Origin of the sequence: Tardiphaga alba (assembly GCF_018279705.1) — a bacterium.
Lineage (GTDB): Bacteria > Pseudomonadota > Alphaproteobacteria > Rhizobiales > Xanthobacteraceae > Tardiphaga > Tardiphaga alba.
Map to the genome: position 1 here is coordinate 2361304 of NZ_CP036498.1, position 21265 is coordinate 2382568.

Consider the following 21265-nt stretch of genomic DNA (forward strand, 5'->3'; position numbering starts at 1 on the left):
TCTGGATTGCTTCGTCGCAAGGGCTCCTCGCAATGACTGCTGAGAGAGCGAGCATGTTATGACCGATACTCCCAATCTCCGACTGCCTTATATCGATGCCGGGCAGGCGCAGAAGCATGTCACGCATAACGAGGCGCTGCGCATTCTTGATTCCGCCGTGCAGGCGGCTGTCACCGACATGACGCATAGCGCGCCGCCGATTACGCCGTATAACGGCGAGCGCTATGTGGTCGCGGCCAGCGCGACCGGCGACTGGGTAGGGCACGAGACCGAGATCGCCTGCTGGCAGGACGGTGCCTGGAAATTTCTTGCCCCGCAGCAGGGGTGGACCATCTGGTCGGTAGCGGATGGCGGGCTGAAAGTATTCACAGGCACCGCCTGGCGCGACGTGCTCGATCAGGCCGCGCATCTCGGCATCAACACCACGGCCGATGCGACCAATCGCCTGAGCATCAAGTCGAATGCGGTTTTGCTCTCGCATGATGACGTCACACCAGGCACGGGCGATGTCCGCATGGTGCTGAACAAGTCTGCGGCCGCGAAGGATGCAGCGCTGGTGCTGCAAACCGGTTTCTCCGCGCGTGCGCTGCTCGGAACGCTCGGCAGCGACGATCTTGCCGTCAAGGTGTCTGCGGACGGTTCGACCTTCAAGGATGCGCTGACCATCGATCGCGCCAGCGGGCAGGTCAGTCTCGCCCAGTCGGCGAAATTCTCCGCCTATCTCAACTTCGACAAATACTGTGCCGCGAACAGCTGGACCAAAGTGCAGTTCAACAATGCGCGTCACAATGATTTCAACACGTTCGATGCTGCCAACAATCAGTTCGTCGCGCCGGTCGCGGGTTACTATGCGCTCGGCTATCGCGTGTTGTTCAAGGCCAATGCAGCGCTGCCGGCCTCCATGACTGCGACGCTGTACAAGAACGGCGTCGAGCTGGTCGATGATGCGCGCATGCAGACATCGTCTGCGCTGGTGAACAACCGCTCGTCGCTATCCGCCAATGTCGTGCTCAAGCTCGCTGCGGGCGACGCCATCGCTGTCTGGGCCATCATGGAAACCAATGATGGCTACGTCGCTGCCGCGCAGAACAGCTTTTACGGTTATCGCATTCCCTGATCAGGCTGAACGGCGCGCCCATCTCCGTCCCTCATGGTGAGGAGGCGCGATAGCGCCGTCTCGAACCATGAGATAGCGCGCTCGGAGCGTGCCGCCATCCTTCGAGACGCCGCTACGCGGCTCCTCAGGATGAGGGGTGAGTATGTCGTGGCTTCCCGCATTCGATGTAACCAGAGGACAGCATCATGCATCTCGATGAAGCCACCTTGCGGCGCCTGTGGCCGCGGGGCGATAGTCGCGTGCCCCGATTGATCGCGGGCATCGTGCAATCGTCGGACCAGGTATTCGCACGCTACGGCATCGTCACGCCGCAACTGGTCGCGCATGTGATGGCGCAGATCAGCCACGAATGCGGGGCAGGGCGCGACATCGTCGAGAACCTGAACTACACCGCCGGCCGCATGATGCAGGTCTGGCCGTCGCGGTTTCCGACGCTGGCGAGTGCACAGCCTTACGCGGGCAATCCGCGGGCGCTCGCCAACAAGGTCTATAACGGCCGCATGGGCAATCGCGCGGGCTCGGACGACGGCTGGAATTTCCGCGGCCGCGGCGGCGCGCAGACCACCGGCCGCGAAGGCTATGCGCGGGTGAAGACAGCCACCGGGCTGGACGTGATCGAACAGCCGGAGCTGCTGATTGATCCCCGACACTTCCTCGATTGCGCGGTGTCCGATTTCATCAATTGCGGCTGTCTGCCGTTCGCCAAAGCGGATGATGTGGTCGGCGTGACCCGGCGATTGAACGGCGGCGCCATCGGGCTGGCGGAGCGCAAGGTGTGGCTGGCGAGATGGAAAGCAGCGTTGCGGGACATGCCGGCGCCCACCGCGCCCGTCGTCGCGTCGCCGCCGCTCGCGCCGCGTTCGGCGCCGTCCACCGTCGCATCGATACTCGCCGCGGTGATCGCGGCCTTCCGGAGGGCATGAGCATGGAATGGGGCGATCTTGCAAAGCAGGTGATCACGCTGGGGGCGCCGATGCTCGGCACGGCGCTGGGCGGACCGCTCGGCGGCGTCGCAGGCGAAATCCTGGCCAAGACCATCGGCTCGGTGACGCTGACACCGGCCGGCGTGCAGGCGGCCCTGCCATCCGCCGATCCGACCAGGCTTGCCGAGGCCGAAGCGCGCTGGGCGGAGATGATCCGTGCCGAGGCGGAGACGCAGCGCGCGGCGATCAGCGAGACCCAGGCGACGATCCGGGCCGAGATCGCCAGCGACGATCCCCTGCAGCGCTGGTGGCGGCCGGCCTATGCGCTGGAATTGACGGTGGAATGCGCCGCGCTCTGGGCCGTCCTGATGCACGAGTTCTGGACCGGGGATATCCAGACCATCAATGCGCTGGTCAATGCTACGGCGCTGCTGGTGACCTATTGGGGGTTCCGGTTCGGCGTGCTAGGCGTCTATATCAGCGGCCGTACCCGCGAAAAGGTCAGCGCGGTCACCGGGCAGGATGCGCCCGGCATGATCGAAAAGCTGGTCAAGACTGTCCTCCTCAAAGAGGGCGTGAAGAAAAAGTAATATCGGCGGTCGGCCGGTATTCATTTGGCGTTCACCCGCCGGGGGCTCCACTCGGGCGTGTGAACGTGGAGAACTGCCTTGCGTCTGCTCGTCGTCGAAGATGATCCCGATCTCAACCGTCAGCTCACCACGGCGCTGACCGACGCCGGCTATGTGGTCGACCGCGCCTTCGATGGCGAGGAGGGGCACTTTCTCGGCGACAGCGAACCTTATGACGCCGTCGTGCTCGATATCGGCCTGCCGAAGATGGATGGCATTTCGGTGCTGGAAGCCTGGCGGCGCAATCATCGCGTGATGCCGGTGCTGATCCTCACCGCGCGCGATCGCTGGAGCGACAAGGTGCAAGGCTTCGACGCTGGCGCCGACGACTATGTGGCGAAGCCGTTTCATCTCGAGGAAGTGCTGGCCCGCATCCGCGCGCTGCTGCGCCGCTCGACCGGTCATGCGCAGTCGGAACTGTCCTGCGGCCCGGTGGTGCTGGATACCCGCACCGGCCGCGTCAGCGTGTCCGGCAATCCGATCAAGATGACGAGCCACGAATACCGGCTGCTATCCTATCTGATGCATCACACCGGCCGCGTGATCTCGCGTACCGAACTGGTGGAGCATCTCTACGATCAGGATTTCGACCGCGACTCGAACACGATCGAAGTGTTCGTCGGCCGCATCCGCAAGAAGCTCGGCGTCGATATTATCCAGACCGTGCGTGGCCTCGGCTATCTCCTGACGCCGCCGCAAGCGCCGACGTGATGGCGATGCCTCTTCTCTTCACCTCTCCCACCGGGGAGAGGTCGGATTGCGAAGCAATCCGGGTGAGGGGCTACACGCCGACGGAGTGTGTGGCTCCCCTCACCCTAACCCTCTCCCCGGAGGGGAGAGGGAATCTACGGCGCTTGCCTATCGCTTCGCGTTCATCTCATCGGGGCACATCGTGAAGCGTCCGCATTCGCTCGCCACCCGCCTGTTCGTGACGGCGACCGCCTGGGTGGTGGTGATCCTGCTCATCACCGGCATCATCCTGTCCTCGGTCTATCGCGGCGCCACTGAGCGCGCCTTCGATCGCCGGCTCAATCTGTATCTGCGCACGCTGGTGGCCGAGGTTGCATCGCCACCCGATCCCGCCGAACAGCAGCAGACGCCGTCGCTCGGCGAGCCGCTGTTCGAATTGCCGCTGTCCGGCTGGTATTGGGAAATCGCGCCGACCGATGGCGACAAGACCGAGATCCGCGCCTCGCGCTCGCTGTGGGACAAGAAGCTGCCGAAACTCGAGGATCAGGGCGCCGAACTCACCGCATCGGGCGTGCGGCTCGGCTATGTGGATGGGCCGGAAGGGCAGCATCTGCGGCTGGTCGAGCGTCCCGTCGATCTCGGCGCCGACGGCAAATTCCGCATCAGCGTCGCCGGTGACGCCACGGAGATCACCGAGGAGACGCGCGCGTTCGACTATTATCTCGGCGGCACCTTTGCGGCGCTGTCGATCGTGCTGGTGCTGACGACGCTGTTCCAGGTTCGTTTCGGTCTGGTGCCGCTGAAGCGGCTTTCCGAAGCGATTTCCGATATCAGGTCCGGCCGCACCGAACGGCTGGAGGGCAACTATCCCGCCGAGCTTGCACCGCTGGCGCGCGAGATGAACGCGCTGCTCGATGCCAACCGCGCCATCGTGGAGCGCGCGCGGACCCATGTCGGCAATCTCGCGCATGCGATCAAGACGCCGCTGTCGGTGATCGTCAACGAGGCCAACACCACCCGGCAGAATGGCAGCGCCACCGATCCGCTGGCGAGCAAGGTGCTGGAGCAGGCCGATGTGATGCGCGACCAGCTCACGCATCATCTCGAACGCGCCCGCATCGCCGCCCGCGTGACCATCATCGGCACCGTCACCGATGTCACGCCAGCGCTGGAAGCGCTGTGCCGGACCATGGAGAAGATCCATCGCGGCTGCGACATCGAACTGAAGGCCGACGGCGACGCGAAATTCCGCGGCGAGAAGCAGGACCTCGAAGAGATGGTCGGCAATCTCGTCGATAATGCCTGCAAATGGGCCGAGCACCATGTCACCATTGTGGTCGAGATCGAGCGGATGGGGGCGCATGATCCGTCGCCGAAACTGCGCATCGTGGTCGATGATGACGGCAAGGGACTGTCCGACGCCGAGCGCGCCCAGGTGGCGCGCCGCGGCCAGCGCCTCGACGAAACCAAGCCGGGCTCCGGCCTCGGCCTGTCCATCGTGGTCGATCTCGCCGCGCTTTATGGTGGCGGCCTGACGCTCGGCCAGGCGCCGATCGGCGGGCTGCGGGCGGAACTCGTCCTGCCCGCGGTCTAGCTGCTCCGGTTCCCGCGCTGCGCCCTGATCCCGCCTGAATTATCCCGTTCGTAACGTCTTTGCGTTTCTCTGCTCACCTGTTTTGCGTTTGAGGCCCGGGTTGATGTTCAAGTTCAAGGCCCTTTGTGTTGTCGCGCTGGCATTGGCGCTGGGCGGCTGTGACATGACGACGTCGGATGGCGGCATGAGCCTTGGCACCGACACCCTGGCGCGGGCCTATAGCAGCACCAAATCCGCCGTCGGCCTGTCCGAGGAAAACGCGGCCGCGGCCGTGACCAATGCCGCATTCGGCGGCCTGATCGGCACCAAGATCGGCGCCCAACTCAATGACGAGGACCGCCGGCTCGCCTATGAGGCGCAACTGGTGGCGCTGGACCGCGGCGCGCCGGGAGCACCGGTGCCGTGGCGGAACGTGGAATCCGGGCGCTACGGCAATATTGTTGCCGGTCCGCTTTACAGCCAGAAGGGCCTGCAGTGCCGTGGTTTCTCGCACACGATCACGGTCAGCGGCGACATCAAGTCGACCCGCGGCACCGCCTGCAAGAGCCCGGAAGGCGCCTGGGCCGCGGCAGCCTGAGCCGGTTCCTCAACCGGTTCTTAACGCAGCTCGTGTTACACAATCCGGTGGTCGCTGGCGGTCTTGAACCCGTCGGCAAACCCTGATTTCTGGGCTGCATGAACAAGACCTCCATCGATCGACTTCGGGACTATCTCGCGCAACTGCCACCGCAGTCGCAGATGCTTCTGATGCGCGAGTATGAGCGGGCGATCGAGCGGGGCGAGGACATCAAAGTCGCCCATTTCGTGCTCGAGCAGCTGCGCGGGGTCGTGCGTGGCCATGAGGACGCGGTGCGGCCGCGGGTCGAGGACCCGTCGCGCCTGGTGTTCAAGTCGCTGGAACCGTTCCTCATCGATGGCAATCATTTGCAGCGCCCCGGCCAGGTTCGCCGCGCCTCGCTGTTGCCGATCTGGCAATGGCTGGAGCGCGACGTCCCGGATGCGACCCGCGAGTTTGAAGACACCATCGCTGCCGCGGGCGACAATGCCGCCGCGGTGGAGCGGGCGGTCAAGAAATTCCAGCAGGCGGCAGCCGCCGCGATTGCGCATGTGGTGTCGGGAGCAGGCGGCAGCCGTTCGGCGCGCATCGGCCCGACCCATGCGGTCGAGGACCTGCCGTCCATCGGCGCGCTGCTCAAGGCCCGCGAGCAGCTCGATGCCTTCGCCGGCAAGCTGCCGGGCGTGCTGCGCAGCTTCGGCGACTCCCAGATTGCCTCGGTCAATAGCGGCCTCAACGTGCCGAGCCTGACCACGCCGCAGGTGCTGCCATTCGCGCTGTCGCTGATCATGCAGCGGCTGACATCGCCGTGGCAGATCATCCGCATCGCGGTGAAGATCGCATCCTCCGATGACGAGATCCGCGTCGCCGCGACGCCGTACGGCGTGGCCGTGACCATGGCGCTGGCGGATGTCCATGCCGTGGCCATGAGCCTGCGTCAGGACATCAAGCGCGGCATGCTCGATCGTGCGCCGGAACATCTCAAGAGCGCCCATGACGGCGTGCGCGGCTTGCGCACCGAACTCGACATGCGCAACGACTCCACATGGGGCCGCCAGATGGCGTCGATCCGTGTCGAGATTTCGAGCACGGTGCAGTCGGAAATCGAGAGCGTGCCGGGCCGTGTCCGCCGCCTGCTGCGCCAGCGCCCGGACAAGGAAATCGCCCCGACCGCGAGCATCGATCCGGCCGAGGTCGAGGAAGTCGTGGCGCTGATCAATTTCGTCGCGGTGTGCCGGACCTATGCCAGCGAACTCGCGATCAACGAGGTGACGCTGCGCACCTATTCCGACCTGCAGCAATATGTCGAGAAGTCCACCGAAGCGCTGGTGCAGTCGCTGCGCGCGGGCGAGCCCCGCGTGCGCAATTATCGCCAGATGCAGGCGAAAGCGGCGATCCGTTTCTGCCAGGTGCTGTTCGGGCAGGAATATGCGGCGCTGATGACCCGTGCCGCCGAGCAGGCCATGGTCGTCGTCGAGCGCAAGCCAAAGCGGGCAGGCTGATTATCTCTCCCTACGGCGGAGACGCCGAATAGTTTTGATTCCTGCGAAAAATATAGTTCGCGTATGCAGCAGGGCGACCGACCGGCGCTTTGTCGACGAAATGTGTTCGTCGTTTCCAGAGCCGATGTCTATTTCCACAGGCCAAGGGCTCAGCTGCGAGTCAGATTGTCGCATCATTTGTGGCGACGATCCCGCAAAGTTGACGACAATTTTCCAAGAATGTGACCGCAACAGTTCGCCAAATATGCGGTTGGGCCTGCAATGGCGGTCGGGTCGCGGCCGTCATTTTTGAAACCAAGGTGAGCTCAACTCACAGAGAAGGATTCAATTATGGCTGACGATATTCAGTTCACGAACGATTCCAACGATTTTGGTACGACGATCGGCACCAGCCCGGCGCTCGGCTTCCAGGCCTCCGACATCCTGCACTCGTCCAACAGCGATGGCGGCGATGGCGATTCATCGAGCTTTACCGGCATTGGCGATATCGGCCTCGGCCTTTCCGCGCCGACGCTGATCGGTGTGTCATCGTCCAGCGACAGCCAGGATTACAGCAGCTCCGACAACAATGACGGCGGGCTGCTCGGCGGCCTTCTCTAAGGCTGCGATCTCAGGGCTCATTTAGCCCGCAAGTGGTGGCCGGTCGCCTCGCGCGTACCGGCCGCTGCTCCAAACGTTCTGTTTTCCATTTCAGTGATCGCATTTGAAGGGGCTTGCCGTGGCCGAGGATCATCAACGCGACGAGCTTGCCGAAGCGCTGAGATCGGTGCGGCGTCACTTCGTGATGGCTGCAATCTTTTCGGGTTGCGTCAATCTGCTGTATCTCAGTTCGCCGCTTTACCTGATGCAGGTCTATAATCGCGTTCTCGTCAATGAGAACATCACGACGCTCGTTCTTCTGACCGTCATTCTGATCGTCGCGCTCGCGACCATGGGGGCGCTTGATGCTCTCCGCGCGCAGATCCTGATCCGTCTCGGCATCATTCTCGACGGGCGCTTGTCCGGTCGGGTATTCGACGCCCTGATCGCGCGGTCCGCGAAGCAAGGCTATTCCAAAGGCGCTCAGCAGCTGCGCGAACTCGACGACTTCCGGGCTTTCATCACCGGTCCCGGCATTTATTTCGCGTTCGATCTTCCCTGGATCCCGGTCTATCTGCTGATCCTGTTTCTCATTCATCCCGTGCTTGGGACGGTTGCGACGGTCGGCGCGTTGATCCTGCTCGGGCTTGCTTATTTCAACGAGATCATCACCAGCCGCCCGATGCGGTCGGCGCAGGAGTCGTCCAAGGCGTCGTTCGTGTTCACCGAGAATGTGCTGCGGCATGCGGATGTGATTGTGGCCATGGGCATGAAACAGTCGGTGGCCCAGCACTGGAGCCGGAGTCGTGGCCAGATGGTGCGCGAGCAGGCCTTTGCAAGCGATCGCAATGCGGCGGTGTCTTCGGGCATCCGCTTTGCGCGCCTGCTGCTGCAGTCGCTGATGCTTGGCACTGGCGCGTGGCTTGCCATCGATCACAGCATCATGCCGGCAACAATTTTTGCCGCGAGTATCATTCTCGGTCGGGCTTTGGTGCCGGTCGAGCAGGGCGTCGCAACTGCCAAGCAGTTTAACGCTGCGCGTGAGGGCTATCGCCGCGTTCGCGAACTGTTGAGCGCGTTTCCGCGCGAGCCGGTGCGGACGATCGTTCCGGTGACCGAGCATGCAGTGGTCGCGGACAGCATCGACTACCGATTGCCTGAACGGAAGCAGCCGGTGTTGCAGGATGTTTCGTTCGAGATCGATAAGGGCCATGCCATCGGCATCGTCGGGCCAAGCGGATCCGGTAAAAGCACATTGGCGCGGATGCTGATCGGCGCGATCACGCCGTCCGGCGGCGCGCTCAAGCTCGGTGGGCTCGATTACGCGCAGTGGGACAAGGCCGAGTTTGGTCGTTTGGTCGGCTATCTGCCGCAGGATGTCGGACTGTTCGCGGGCACGGTGCGGGAGAACATCGCACGCTTCGGTGAGGTGACGACGGCGGAGATTATCGAGGCCGCTAAACGCGCCGGCATTCACAACATGATCCTCGAATTACCGAACCAGTACGACACGCGGCTCGGCCCAGGTGGCGTCGGCCTGTCCGGTGGGCAGCGGCAGCGACTCGGCCTCGCGCGCGCATTGCTTGGCAAACCAAAGTTGCTCGTACTCGATGAGCCCAACGCCAATCTCGATACGGTGGGCGAGGTCGCACTGAAAGATGCGCTGCTGGCACTCAAGGAGCAGGGCACGACCATTGTCGTGATCACGCATCGCACGACTGTGCTTGAAGTCGTCGACAGCATGATGGTGCTGCGGGCGGGGCGGATCGAACTGGTGGGCCCGCCGACCGTAGTGTTCGACCATCTCAAGGCCATGTCCAGTGCGCCGCAGAACAGGGTGGCGTGATGAATAATACCGAGCACAGCAGGCCGAAGGCCCAGACCAGCATCAGCAATCCGATGCGCCCGGCCATGTGGGGTGGCGGCGTCATTGTTCTGTTCCTGACATTCTTGACGATCTGGGGACTCACCGCGCCGGTGTCCGGCGCTGCGGTCGCCGAAGGCAGCCTGCAGGTCAAAGGCCAGCGGCAATCGGTGCAGCATCCCTATGGCGGCGTCGTCGAGAAGCTGAATGTTGTGGATGGCCAGGAGGTCAAGAAGGGCGAACTGCTGATCCAGCTCACTGATCACGAGCCACGCGCGCGCCTCGATGTCTTGCGTGCCGAACGGATCACGTTACTGGCGCAGGAGGCGCGTCTGGTGGCCGAGCGCGACCATCAAACCGATCCGGATTTCGACAAGCGGCTGGCGGTGTTTTCGCAGCATGCCAATGCCGTGCAGGCGATTGCCAGCGAACGGGCTGTGCTCGGTGCGCGGCAACGACAATTCGACACCCAGAAAAATATGCTGGAGTCGAAAATCTCGCAGCTCAGCGAGCAGACGTCTGGCCTGCAAGCGCAGGTGGATGGCCTGAAAAAGCAGAGCGAATTGCTGGAAGAAGAAGCGCAGGGCGCACGGCAACTGCTTGCATCCGGGTTCACGCCCAAAACACGCGTGCTGGCGCTCGATCGCACCGCCGCGCAATTGGACGGCGAGCGTGGATCGAAGCAGGCAGAGGCTGCGTCGCTGCAGCAGGCAATCGGTGAGGCAAAACTCGGCCTTGCCAAGCTCGAACGCGAGCGCGTCACGGAAATCACGAACGACCTCCGTCAGGTCTCGTCGAGCCTTGCAGAGAATGGCCCGAAGCTTGAAGCGGCAAGCGATGTTCTCAACCGCACCGCCATCACGGCGCCGTCGTCAGGCACTGTCGTCGGACTGTCGGTGTTTACCGAAGGCGGCGTCATCCAGCCGGGCGCCAAATTGATGGATGTGGTGCCGCAGGACGATCCGTTGATCGTCGATGCCCGGCTGCAATTGACGGATATCGGCGATGTCCGTCGTGCGCAGCCCGCGGATGTCCGGCTCACCAGCGTGCCGCGCAACGAACGTCCGCAGATCCGCGGCGAGATCATGACGGTCTCCGCCGACAAGCTCACCGACGACAAGACAGGCAAGGGCTATTACGCAGTGCGCGTCAAGCTGAACGACGATGACGTCAGAGCGTCGAAGATCGCACTCCAGCCCGGCATGCCGACGGAGATCATCGTCACCACCCGGCCGCGAACGCTGGTCGGCTATCTCATCGGTCCGCTGACTGACGAGATCAGCGGTGCGTTCCGCGAGAAATAAAGGTGTCCCATGACCCAACAGAAAACATCGAAAGCTGAAGCCCGCCGCGAGCGCAATTCGGAAGCCAACCATCTCGGCATGGATACCACAGCGGCAGGTATGGCCGCGGGCGGATTGGGTCTCGCATTGCTGCATCATCAGACGTCTGAAGCTAAGGCCACGACCACGGACGGGCGCAACTCCGCAGATGTCACCCCGGCTGCAATCGATAGATCCGCTAACGGCCAGCCGGATCGGCCCAGTGACGAGGCTACGGCGACGCATGATCATCGAACGGAGTTTGCACCATCGGGCTCCGACCTGGATGCAGGTCACCGCGATGATCCGGGCTCGCAGATGGACTCGAGGGATACGGGTTCGCTTGGCAGCGAACATCATGATCGAGATGCTCGTCTGCAGGACGACACGAACTCAGCTCTCGAGACGCCGAGCGGCTCGCCGTTCGCGATTGGCTCGGTATCGGTCGATCATTCGGAGCCCGGTCACGCCGCGACCAGTGGATTGCAAAATCTGCTGTCGGGGGCATCGTCCGCCATCGCTGACATCACGCATGGGCTGGAGCAGAGGCTGGACGCGATGACGTCCGCGACCAGCCAGGCGCTCGATGCCTCACTGAGCGCAGTCACCAGTCAGGTGTTGTCACTGACGTCGCATATCGGCGATCTCGTTGCCGGTCCTGGGGAGCAATTGTCGCAAACCGCGAATGTGGCGACAGGGCTTGCCGGCGAACTCGTCGGTCCCGCCACCTCAACGGCAGCGGCGGTCGTCGATCCTATTTTCCACCAAGCGTTCGGTCCGGCAAATGACATCCATACCCTTGCGGGGGAGGTCATCGACACGAGCGGTCTGGCGAGTTTCGGCTCGACCATACACGACGCCCCGATGGCATTTCTCGGACAGTCCTATACCGATGTCGCCGATCACACGGTCCATGGCCTGCAGGGACTGACCCACGGGCTGGTTTAAGCCGGCCATTCGGCGACGGCCTTTCGGCTTGAGCTGCAAATTTCCGCCATCGAATGACGGGAATGTCCGGCAGGTTTCGTCGCATCCACATCCATCCTTGATCCAAAGCAATCTCCCGCCCGGCGCAATGGCATAAAAGTCAATTGCGCGGGGGTGGTGGCCATGGTGTAACCGGCTCAGCGTCGTTTAGATCGACTCAAGGGTATGCTGGAACCCATTGATGGCATTGTGGTTTGTCTTCGCATTGATGACGGCTGCGGCGACTTTCGCCGTGTTGTTGCCGCTTGGCCGGAAAAGCGCCGAGGCTGGCGGCACCGACGTCGCCGTCTATAAGGATCAACTCGCCGAGGTCGGACGCGATGTCGCAGCCGGGCTGATCGGGCCGGCCGAGGCCGAGGCTGCGCGGGTCGAGATCGGACGGCGCCTGCTGGCGGCCGCCGAAGCCGATGGCAAGAGCGTTGCGGGCAGTGCGCCCGGCATGCGCAAGGCGGTGTCGCTGGTGGCGCTGATCGGGCTGCCGCTGATTGCCATTGGCGCCTATCTGCCGCTGGGCTCGCCTGACATGCCCGACATGCCGCTGGCATCGCGCCAGCAAAACACCAATCCCAATCAGTCCGTGGTGAGCCTGATCGCGCAGGTCGAGGCGCATCTCGAAAAGAACCCGACCGATGCGCGCGGCTGGACCGTGCTGGCGCCGGTGCTGGCGCGGATCGGCCGCCATGACGAGGCGGTGCGTGCCTATCGCAACATCATCACCTATGGCGGCGACAGCGCTGCCAGCCGCGCCGATCTCGGCGAGGCGCTGACCATGGCGGCCAATGGCGTGATCACCGCCGATGCCAAGGCGGAATTCGATCGCGCCGTGGCGCAGGACGCCGATGAAGTGAAGGCGCGCTATTTCCTCGGCCTCGCGGCGGAGCAGGATGGCCGCGGCACCGACGCGGCCGCGATCTGGCGCGCGATGCTGGAGAAGGGCCCCGCGGATGCGCCGTGGCGCCCGGTGGTCACCGCTGCGCTCACCCGTGTCGGCGGCAAGGGCCCTAACTTGGGACCGAATCTGCCGGCGCTGTCGCAGGAGACGGTGGCGGCGACCGAAGGCATGGCCACCGACGATCGCAACGCGATGATCCAGGGCATGGTCGATCGCCTGGCCACACGATTGAAGCAGGACGGCAGCGATGTCGAAGGCTGGGTGCGGCTGGTGCGCGCCTATCTCGTGCTCGGCGATCGCGACAAGGCAAAGAGCGCGCTTGCCGATGCAAGGCAGGCGGTCGGCAGCGATGCCGAGCGACTGCGTAAACTGAATGACGGCCTGAAAGAGACTGGGCTGGATGGATAACGCATGATGCCGAAAAGTGTGCAACGGTTTTCGGACGACATCATGCGCCTTGAAGGTGCATCATGACACGCAAGCAGCGGCGATTGACGATGATATCAGGTGCGCTCGCGATCCTGGCGATCGCGGCTGGCCTCGTGCTGAACGCCATGCGCGATTCCATCGTGTTCTTCTCGACCCCGACCATGGCGGCGGAAAAGCAGATCCCCGCCGGCAAGCGTTTCCGCCTCGGCGGCATGGTCGAAGCGGGCTCGCTGGTGCGCGGCGAAAATCTCGCGGTCAGTTTCAAGGTCTCCGACGGCGGCGCGACATTGCCGGTGAACTACAAGGGCATTCTTCCGGATCTGTTTCGTGAAGGGCAGGGCGTCGTGACCGAGGGCGCGCTGGATGCCAATGGCGTGTTCAAGGCCGATACGGTTCTCGCCAAACATGACGAAACCTATATGCCGAAGGAAGTCGCCGACGCGCTGAAGAAGCAAGGGCGCTGGAAGGAAGGCGAGGGCGGCAAGCCCGTGGTCTCGCAAGACACGACCAGTGCCAACACGACCGGCGGCAAGCCGAGTGTGACGCAATGATCGCCGAAGCCGGACATTATGCGCTGATCCTGGCGCTCGCATTGGCCTTGATTCAGTCGACCGTGCCGGTGGCCGGTGCGAAGCTGCGCGACGTGGCGCTGATGAATGTGGCGCGCTCCACCGCCATGGCGCAGTTCATGTTCGCCGGCCTGTCATTCCTGGCGCTGACGACGCTTTACGTGACGTCGGATTTCTCCGTCGCCAACGTGTTCCAGAATTCGCACTCGGCAAAGCCGCTGCTCTATAAGATCACCGGCGTGTGGGGGAACCACGAAGGCTCGATGCTGCTGTGGGTGGCGATCCTCGCTTTCTTCGGCGCGCTGGTCGCAAGCTTCGGCAACAATCTGCCGCTGTCGCTGCGCGCGCTCGTGCTGGCCGTGCAGGGCTGGATCGCCGCCGCGTTCTATCTGTTCATCCTGGCGACCTCGAATCCGTTCACGCGGATGGCGCAGGCGCCGCTGGAAGGGCGCGACCTCAATCCGGTGTTGCAGGATATCGGCCTCGCCGTGCATCCGCCGATGCTCTATCTCGGCTATGTCGGCTTCTCTGTCGCCTTCTCCTTCGCCGTCGCGGCGCTGATCGAAGGCCGCATCGATGCGGCCTGGGCGCGCTGGGTGCGGCCATGGACGCTGGTGGCGTGGATCTTCCTCACCCTCGGCATCGCGATGGGCTCTTATTGGGCCTATTACGAACTCGGCTGGGGCGGCTGGTGGTTCTGGGATCCCGTCGAGAACGCCTCGCTGATGCCGTGGCTGTCCGGCACCGCGCTGCTGCATTCCGCCATCGTGATGGAGAAGCGCAACGCGCTGAAGGTCTGGACAATTCTGCTCGCAATCCTGACCTTCTCGCTGTCGCTGCTCGGCACCTTCCTGGTGCGCTCGGGTGTGCTGACCTCGGTGCACGCCTTCGCCACCGATCCGTCACGCGGCGTATTCATTCTGGTCATTCTCTGCCTGTTCATCGGCGGCAGCCTGACGCTGTATCTGTGGCGTGCCTCGTCGCTAAAGCAGGGCGGCCTGTTCGCGCCGATCTCGCGCGAGGGCGCGCTGGTGCTGAACAATCTGTTCCTCACCACCGCCTGTGCCACCGTGTTCGTCGGCACGCTGTATCCGCTGGCGCTGGAAATGCTGACCGGCGACAAGATCTCGGTGGGAGCGCCGTTCTTCAATCTCACATTCGGTCCGCTGTTCGTGCCGCTATTGATCGCGGTGCCGTTCGGCCCGATGCTGGCCTGGAAGCGCGGCGACATCCGCGGCGTGGCGCAGCGATTGCTCGCCGCCGGCGTCGCGGCGCTGCTCACCATTGCGATGGTCTGGGCATGGACAACCGGCGGAGCCGCATTGGCGCCGCTGGCGATCGGCCTCGCGGTGTTCGTCGTGCTCGGCGCCATCATCGATATTGCCGAGCGCATCATGCTGTTCCGGCTGCCGCTGGCGGTGTCGCTTCGGCGCGCGGTCGGCCTGCCGCGTGCGGCATGGGGCACGGCCTTCGCGCATGCCGGTCTCGGCATCGCACTGATCGGCATCGTCTGCGAGACGACGTGGAATACCGAATATATCGGCACGCTGAAGCCGAATGACGTGGCGAAGCTCGCCGGCTATGAGCTGACGCTGAAAGAAGTGACGCAACGGCAGGGGCCGAATTTCCGCGAAAGCATCGCGCGTTTCCGCATCACGCGCGGCGGCGACGAGATCGGCGAGATGGTGCCATCGAAGCGCAATTTCTCGGCACGCCAGATGGCGACGACCGAGGCCGCCTTGCTGTCGCGCGGCGCGAGCCAGCTCTATATCTCGCTCGGCGACGACACCACCGATGGCGCCGTCGCGGTGCGGATGTATCACAAGCCGCTGGTGCTCATGATCTGGTGGGGGCCGGTGCTGATGGCGCTGGGCGGTGTATTCTCGCTGTCGGATCGCCGCTTGCGGGTGGGCGCGCCGAAGCCGGCAAAGGCATCGCGTGCGCTGCAGGCGGCGGAGTAAGGCGATGCGGCGGATTGCGGCCGGCCTGCTGGCATTGACCCTTGTGATCGGTGCGCCCGCTTATGCGGTGCAGCCGGACGAGGTGATGCAGGATCCTGCGCAGGAAGCGCGTGCGCGCAGCCTTTCCAAGGAGCTGCGCTGCATGGTCTGCCAGAACCAGTCCATCGACGATTCCGATGCGCCGCTGGCGCGCGACCTGCGTCTGCTGGTGCGCGAGCGCATCGCCACCGGCGAGAGCGACAAGCAGGTGATGGATTTTCTGGTGGCGCGCTATGGCGAATTCGTGCTGCTCAAGCCGCGGCTCGAAGGGCACACGCTGCTGCTGTGGCTGCTGACGCCGCTGGTGCTGCTGTCGGGCGCGGGAGCCCTGTGGTGGCACAACCGCCGCCGCAACAGGCGCGCCGCCGGTGATGCCGGCGTGGCGCTCACGGCCGACGAAGAGGCGCGGATCGAGCGGCTGCTGCAGGCGCAGGACAAGTCCAACTAAAGAAAGTTGTGCCAGCGTGCATGTTCGTGGCGGGATGTGTAGTTGATTTATATCAATTGATCTTTTGCCCGTTATTTCATGAGTTCTTGAGGATTTTCTGAAACCTTCGCGGTCGCTTCAATTGTCATTCTGCGTGGGCGATCCGATGTTTTCCGACAGCAATCTCACGATCCGTTTTCTGGTCGTCGCCGTGGTCGCCGCGCTGCTGGTGCTGCTTGGCATCGGCGGCGGCACAGGCTTCATCGCCGTGCTGTATCTTAATAGCGAGATCACGAAGCTGTCGTCGGAATTCGCGGCCTTGAGCGGCCCAGGTCGTGACAATGCGATGCAGATCTATCACCAGGCGCAGGCGGCGTTTTCCTATTTCCTGATGGCTTGCGCCGCGATCGGCGTGCTGGCCTCGATCGTCTGTGTCACGACTTATTTCGTCGTTCGTAATGGCATCATGGGGCCGCTGGCGGCGATCGTGCATGCGATGCGGGAAGTGGCGAACCAGAACTACAGCACCTTCATTCCCGGATCCGGAAAGTCCAACGAAGTCGGCCTGCTGGCGGCGGCGCTCGACGTGTTCAAGACCAACGGCATCGAGCGCCAGCGTCTGACCGCGCAGGAGCTGGACGACGCCAAGCACAAAGGCGAGCGCGCCGTTTATCTCGACGAGAAGATCCAGCGCTTCAATGCGCAGGTGACCAATGTGGTCAACACGGTCGCACGCTCGGCGACATCGCTGCAGGGCAATGCCGAGACCTTGTCCCAGGCTGCCAATGACACGACGGCGAAGGCGAATGCCGTTGCCAATGCCGCCAGCCAGGCCTCCAGCAGCGTGCAGACGGTGGCGAGCTCGACGGAGGAAATGACCACCTCGATCGGCACCATCAGCCGCCGCGTCACCGATGCCACCCACCGGGCCGAAGGCGTGGCCGCGCAGGCGCGCAAGAGCCGCGATACGATCCACACGCTGTCGGAAGCGGCGGACAAGATCGGCGCGGTGGTGCAGCTGGTGCAGGCGATCGCGTCGCAGACCAATCTCTTGGCGCTCAATGCGACCATCGAAGCGGCGCGGGCAGGCGAAGCCGGCAAGGGCTTTGCGGTGGTCGCTTCCGAGGTGAAGAGCCTCGCGCATCAGACCAGCCAGGCCACCGAGGAAATCTCGCAGCAGGTCGCCAATATCCAAGGCATCACCAGCGAGACCCGCGGCGCCATCGACGGCATTTCCAACACAATCGCCGAGATCAGCGAGATAATGACCGGCATCGAGATCGACACCGCCCAGCAGCGCAACGCCACGCAGGACATCGCCCGCAGCGTTCAGGACGCCGCGCGCGGCACACTCGATGTTTCCAACCATATCGAGCTGATCTCATCGACCTCATCCGAGACCGGCCGCATGGCCAGCAACGCCCGCGATGCCGCCGTCGACTTGTCCCGCCAGGCCGAGACCCTGAAGCGCGAGGTCGATGGGTTTATTGCGAGTGTGAAGGCGATGTGAGGGATTTCTGGCGTTTCCGGCACTCAGGAACCCTCAGGTTAGATCTCCCGCGTCACCCCGCCGCACCTATCCCCGCCAAATTACAAAACCTTAATCCCCCTGCCAGCGCGCGGTAAGGTTCGGGCTGCCATCTTCGGATCACACAAGGCGCCTTGCCCCCCACGCCGTGCTCTGGAGATTTCTTCGATGTCCGACCGTCCCACCGATTTTTTCACGCTCCCGTCCTACAAGGCGCCGCGCCGTTCGCTGCTGTCCCTGCGCAAGGTTGCGCTGATGGCCTCCGTCGTCGCCGGCCTCGGCGTTGCCGCCTACGGCATTTCGCCGTCGAAGGACGGCATCGCTTTCACCACCGCCGCGCATGCGCAGGTGGACAAGCAGGTCAAGGCGCAGGCCGCGCAGCCGATGGGCTTTGCCGATATCGTCGAGCGCGTGAAGCCGTCGGTCATTTCGGTCAAGGTCAACATGAAAGAGAAGACCGCGGCGAAGGACGACGACAACAGCGACTCGCCGTTCCAGCCGGGTTCGCCGATGGAGCGCTTCTTCAAGCGCTTCGGCGAGAACGGCGTGCCGCCCGGCATGCGCGGTGGTCCCGGTCAGCGCGGCGGCCGTGGCGTCGTCAGCGGGCAGGGCTCCGGCTTCTTCATCTCGGCTGACGGCTATGCCGTGACCAACAACCACGTGGTCGATGGCGCCGACAAGGTCGAGGTCAATACCGACGACGGCAAGACCTATTCCGCCAAGGTGATCGGCACCGATCCGCGCACCGATCTCGCGCTGATCAAGGTTGATGGCCGCACCGATTTCCCGTTCGCCAAGCTCGCCGATGGTAAGCCGCGCATCGGTGACTGGGTGCTGGCGGTCGGCAATCCGTTCGGCCTCGGCGGCACGGTGACCTCGGGCATCGTCTCGGCGTCCGGCCGCGACATCGGCAACGGCCCGTATGACGATTTCATCCAGATCGACGCAGCGGTGAACAAGGGCAATTCCGGCGGTCCGGCCTTCGACGTCTCCGGTGAAGTGATGGGCGTCAACACCGCCATCTATTCGCCTTCGGGCGGCAGTGTCGGCATCGCCTTCTCGATCCCGGCGTCGACCGTGAAGCAGGTGGTCGCGCAGCTCAAGGACAAGGGCTCGGTCTCGCGTGGCTGGATCGGCGTCCAGATCCAGCCGGTGACGCAGGATATCGCCGACAGTCTCGGCCTGAAGAAAGCGGAAGGCGCATTGGTCGCCGAGCCGCAGGCGGATGGTCCGGCGGCGAAGGCCGGCATCAAGTCGGGTGACGTCATCACGCAAGTGAATGGCCAGCCGGTGAAGGATGCCCGCGAACTCGCCCGCACCATTGGCGGCTTCGCGCCGGGCAATACGGTGAAGCTGAACGTGCTGTCGAAGGGTGAGGACAAGGTTCTGTCCATGACCCTCGGCCAGTTGCCGAACACGGTCGAAGCCAAGGCTGCGATCGATGGTGACAGCGGCAACTCCGCACGCGGCTCCGACGTGCCGAAGCTTGGCCTCACGGTCTCGCCGGCGTCGAGCGTGGCCGGTGCCGGCAAGGAAGGCGTCGTGGTCACCGGCGTCGATCCGAAGTCGGCGGCTGCCGAGCGTGGCTTTAAGGAAGGCGACGTCATTCTCGAAGTCGCCGGCAAGAATGTCACGACGCCGGGCGAAGTGCGCGAGGCCATCGTCGCAGCCCATGCCGACAAGAAGAACAGCGTGTTGATCCGGGTTCGCTCGGGTGGTTCGTCCAAGTTCGTCGCGGTGCCGCTCGCCAAGGGCTGAGCATCGCGCTGAGACGGAGAGTGTCGCCGGCATAGTCGCCCCCGCTGACGGCTCTTTCCAGGGAGCGAGCCACAAACTCGCTCCCACTGCTTCCTTCCGGAGGATGTGCCCCCTTCCGTCGGAAGGCCTGTGGGCGATGAGGTTTCCCCCAAGCCTCATCGCCCATCCCCATTCCGGGTGAAAGCCCTTGAGGCGAGTGACGATCCACCGCCTTGCATGAGAGCCGAGTGCACGCCATGGTGACCGAAGTTCAACCGATCCACAGCGACGCTGTTCAGTCCAGAGCCGTTCCCGCAATGCGCCTGCTCATCATCGAAGACGACCGCGAATCCGCCGACTATCTGGTCAAGGCCTTTCGCGAGGTCGGCCACATCGCCGATCACGCCAGCGATGGCGAAGAAGGTTTTGCGCTCGCCGATAGCGGCGATTACGACGTGCTCGTGGTCGATCGCATGCTGCCGAAGCGCGATGGCCTGTCGGTGATCGGCGGGCTGCGCGACAAGGGCAACCGCACGCCAGCGCTGATCCTCTCCGCACTCGGCCAGGTCGATGATCGCATCAAGGGCCTGCGCGCCGGCGGCGACGACTATCTGCCAAAACCCTATTCATTCGCCGAACTGCTCGCGCGCGTCGAAGTGCTGTCGCGCCGCCAGGGCGGGCCAGCCGAGGAGACGAGCTATCGCGTCGGCGATCTCGAACTCGATCGCCTCTCGCACGGCGTCACCCGCGGTGGCCAGGAGCTGATCCTGCAGCCGCGCGAATTTCGCTTGCTCGAATATCTGATGAAGCATGCGGGGCAGGTGGTGACGCGCACCATGCTGCTCGAGAATGTGTGGGACTATCACTTTGATCCGCAGACCAATGTGATCGATGTCCATATCTCGCGCCTGCGCTCGAAGATCGACAAGGGCTTCGATCGCCCGCTTCTGCACACGATCCGCGGCGCCGGCTACATGGTGCGCGACGGCGTGAAGTGAACGCGGGCCGGTAGCCCGCATCAAGCGTAGCGCAATGCAGGGACCGGCGTTTCAACCATCTCGCTTGTCCCCGGATTGCGCTTCGCTCCATCCGGGCTACGATCAGCGCTTCAACCAATCGTCGAGCTTGGTGGGGGCGAGCCGCGCCGAAGGGCTTTGCGGTGTCAGCGACTTGTCGGTGAGTTGAACGCCGAAATAGCGCGCATGCACATCGGCGATGACGGCGCGCTTGTCGCCCTTGCGTGCCAGCAGGTTGCGCGCCAGCGCATCGAGCGGAAACGGTTCGGGACCTGCGAGCTCGATCGTCTCGTTTTGCGGCGTGCTGACGACCAATTCGGAAAGGGCTGCGACCACGTCATCGGCGGCGATCGGCTGAATCAGTGCCGGCGACAGGCGAATGACATCGCCATCCGCGCCGGCCTGGATGATCAGATCGAGGAACTCGAAGAACTGGGTGGCTTGAACGATGGTGTAAGGCAGGCCGCTAGCCTTGATCAGGTCCTGCTGGACCTTCTTGGCCCGCATATAGCCATTGTCGGCCATGCCGTCGGTGCCGACGATGGACAGAGCCAGATAGTGGCCCACACCATGTGCGCGGGCGGCGGCGACCAGGTTCTGTGTCGAGGTCTGGAAGAAGGCCAGCACGGCTGCATCCTCCCAGGATGGTGCGTTCGACACATCGACCACGACATCCGCGCCATTCATGGCTTCCGCCAGCCCCTCGCGCGTGATGGTGTTCACGCCGGACGACGGCGAGGCGGCGACCATCTGATGGCCCTGCGCCTGCAATGCCTTGACGAGCCTGGATCCGATTTGTCCGGATCCGCCGATAACGACAATTTTCATCTTCTCGCTCCTTTGCATCCGATGCCATGACGCGACGGACAGCATGTCGCAGACGCGGTTCCCTTGCTTTGCGGGC

General features: G+C 63.7%; 19 protein-coding genes. 18 read left to right on the forward strand and 1 reads right to left on the reverse strand.

All coding sequences use genetic code 11. The features are described 5' to 3' along the window. The first annotated feature begins 58 nt into the window (after positions 1-58). The 18 genes from RPMA_RS11060 to RPMA_RS11145 all read left to right on the forward strand — a co-directional run bounded on the left by RPMA_RS11060 (position 59) and on the right by RPMA_RS11145 (position 20343). The gene (locus RPMA_RS11060) at positions 59-1117 is read left to right on the forward strand and encodes a DUF2793 domain-containing protein (protein ID WP_211912848.1); all 1059 of its coding nucleotides are present in this window, start codon (positions 59-61) and stop codon (positions 1115-1117) included. Positions 1118-1302: 185 nt separating this feature from the next. Next, positions 1303-2040 carry a glycoside hydrolase family 19 protein gene (locus RPMA_RS11065; protein ID WP_211912849.1) on the forward strand — a complete coding sequence of 246 codons (738 nt, stop codon included), beginning with the start codon at positions 1303-1305 and terminating at the stop codon, positions 2038-2040. A gap of 2 nt (positions 2041-2042) precedes the next feature. Then, complete coding sequence (locus RPMA_RS11070) at positions 2043-2630, forward strand: 3TM-type holin (protein ID WP_211913613.1); 588 nt, start codon at positions 2043-2045, stop codon at positions 2628-2630. Between the two features lie 78 nt (positions 2631-2708). Then, the gene (locus RPMA_RS11075) at positions 2709-3380 is read left to right on the forward strand and encodes a response regulator transcription factor (protein WP_211912850.1); all 672 of its coding nucleotides are present in this window, start codon (positions 2709-2711) and stop codon (positions 3378-3380) included. A gap of 181 nt (positions 3381-3561) precedes the next feature. Continuing rightward, on the forward strand, positions 3562-4953 hold the full coding sequence (locus RPMA_RS11080; protein ID WP_211912851.1) for an ATP-binding protein: 1392 nt from the start codon (positions 3562-3564) through the stop codon (positions 4951-4953). A 103-nt stretch (positions 4954-5056) separates the two neighbouring features. Further along, positions 5057-5530, forward strand: coding sequence for an RT0821/Lpp0805 family surface protein (locus RPMA_RS11085; RefSeq protein WP_211912852.1), 474 nt, complete (start codon positions 5057-5059; stop codon positions 5528-5530). 98 nt (positions 5531-5628) lie between these two features. Beyond that, the gene (locus RPMA_RS11090) at positions 5629-7011 is read left to right on the forward strand and encodes a hypothetical protein (protein WP_211912853.1); all 1383 of its coding nucleotides are present in this window, start codon (positions 5629-5631) and stop codon (positions 7009-7011) included. A gap of 330 nt (positions 7012-7341) precedes the next feature. Continuing rightward, positions 7342-7611: a hypothetical protein gene (locus RPMA_RS11095; protein WP_211912854.1), complete on the forward strand. Its 270-nt coding sequence runs from the start codon at positions 7342-7344 to the stop codon at positions 7609-7611. A 118-nt stretch (positions 7612-7729) separates the two neighbouring features. After that, the gene (locus RPMA_RS11100; protein WP_249225632.1) at positions 7730-9436 is read left to right on the forward strand and encodes a type I secretion system permease/ATPase; all 1707 of its coding nucleotides are present in this window, start codon (positions 7730-7732) and stop codon (positions 9434-9436) included. After that, positions 9436-10758: an HlyD family type I secretion periplasmic adaptor subunit gene (locus tag RPMA_RS11105; protein WP_211912855.1), complete on the forward strand. Its 1323-nt coding sequence runs from the start codon at positions 9436-9438 to the stop codon at positions 10756-10758. Before RPMA_RS11100 ends, RPMA_RS11105 begins: the two co-directional genes overlap by 1 nt. Before the next feature lie 99 nt (positions 10759-10857). Next, positions 10858-11724, forward strand: coding sequence for a hypothetical protein (locus RPMA_RS11110; RefSeq protein ID WP_211912856.1), 867 nt, complete (start codon positions 10858-10860; stop codon positions 11722-11724). A gap of 220 nt (positions 11725-11944) precedes the next feature. Continuing rightward, positions 11945-13063: a c-type cytochrome biogenesis protein CcmI gene (gene ccmI, locus RPMA_RS11115; protein WP_211912857.1), complete on the forward strand. Its 1119-nt coding sequence runs from the start codon at positions 11945-11947 to the stop codon at positions 13061-13063. Between the two features lie 62 nt (positions 13064-13125). After that, entirely contained in the window at positions 13126-13635 is a 510-nt protein-coding gene (gene ccmE, locus RPMA_RS11120) for a cytochrome c maturation protein CcmE (RefSeq protein ID WP_211912858.1), read from the forward strand. Next, positions 13632-15614: a heme lyase CcmF/NrfE family subunit gene (locus RPMA_RS11125; RefSeq protein ID WP_211912859.1), complete on the forward strand. Its 1983-nt coding sequence runs from the start codon at positions 13632-13634 to the stop codon at positions 15612-15614. Before ccmE ends, RPMA_RS11125 begins: the two co-directional genes overlap by 4 nt. A gap of 4 nt (positions 15615-15618) precedes the next feature. Then, entirely contained in the window at positions 15619-16101 is a 483-nt protein-coding gene (locus RPMA_RS11130; protein ID WP_211912860.1) for a cytochrome c-type biogenesis protein, read from the forward strand. Between the two features lie 145 nt (positions 16102-16246). Next, complete coding sequence (locus tag RPMA_RS11135; RefSeq protein WP_211912861.1) at positions 16247-17590, forward strand: methyl-accepting chemotaxis protein; 1344 nt, start codon at positions 16247-16249, stop codon at positions 17588-17590. A 186-nt stretch (positions 17591-17776) separates the two neighbouring features. Next, positions 17777-19366, forward strand: coding sequence for a Do family serine endopeptidase (locus RPMA_RS11140; protein ID WP_211912862.1), 1590 nt, complete (start codon positions 17777-17779; stop codon positions 19364-19366). Positions 19367-19662: 296 nt separating this feature from the next. Continuing rightward, the gene (locus RPMA_RS11145; protein WP_211912863.1) at positions 19663-20343 is read left to right on the forward strand and encodes a winged helix-turn-helix domain-containing protein; all 681 of its coding nucleotides are present in this window, start codon (positions 19663-19665) and stop codon (positions 20341-20343) included. A 102-nt stretch (positions 20344-20445) separates the two neighbouring features. Here the strand turns inward: RPMA_RS11145 and RPMA_RS11150 are convergent, their stop codons facing one another. Further along, a complete protein-coding gene (locus RPMA_RS11150; protein ID WP_211912864.1) occupies positions 20446-21189 on the reverse strand; it encodes an SDR family oxidoreductase in 744 nt (247 codons plus the stop codon). Positions 21190-21265: the final 76 nt, after the last annotated feature.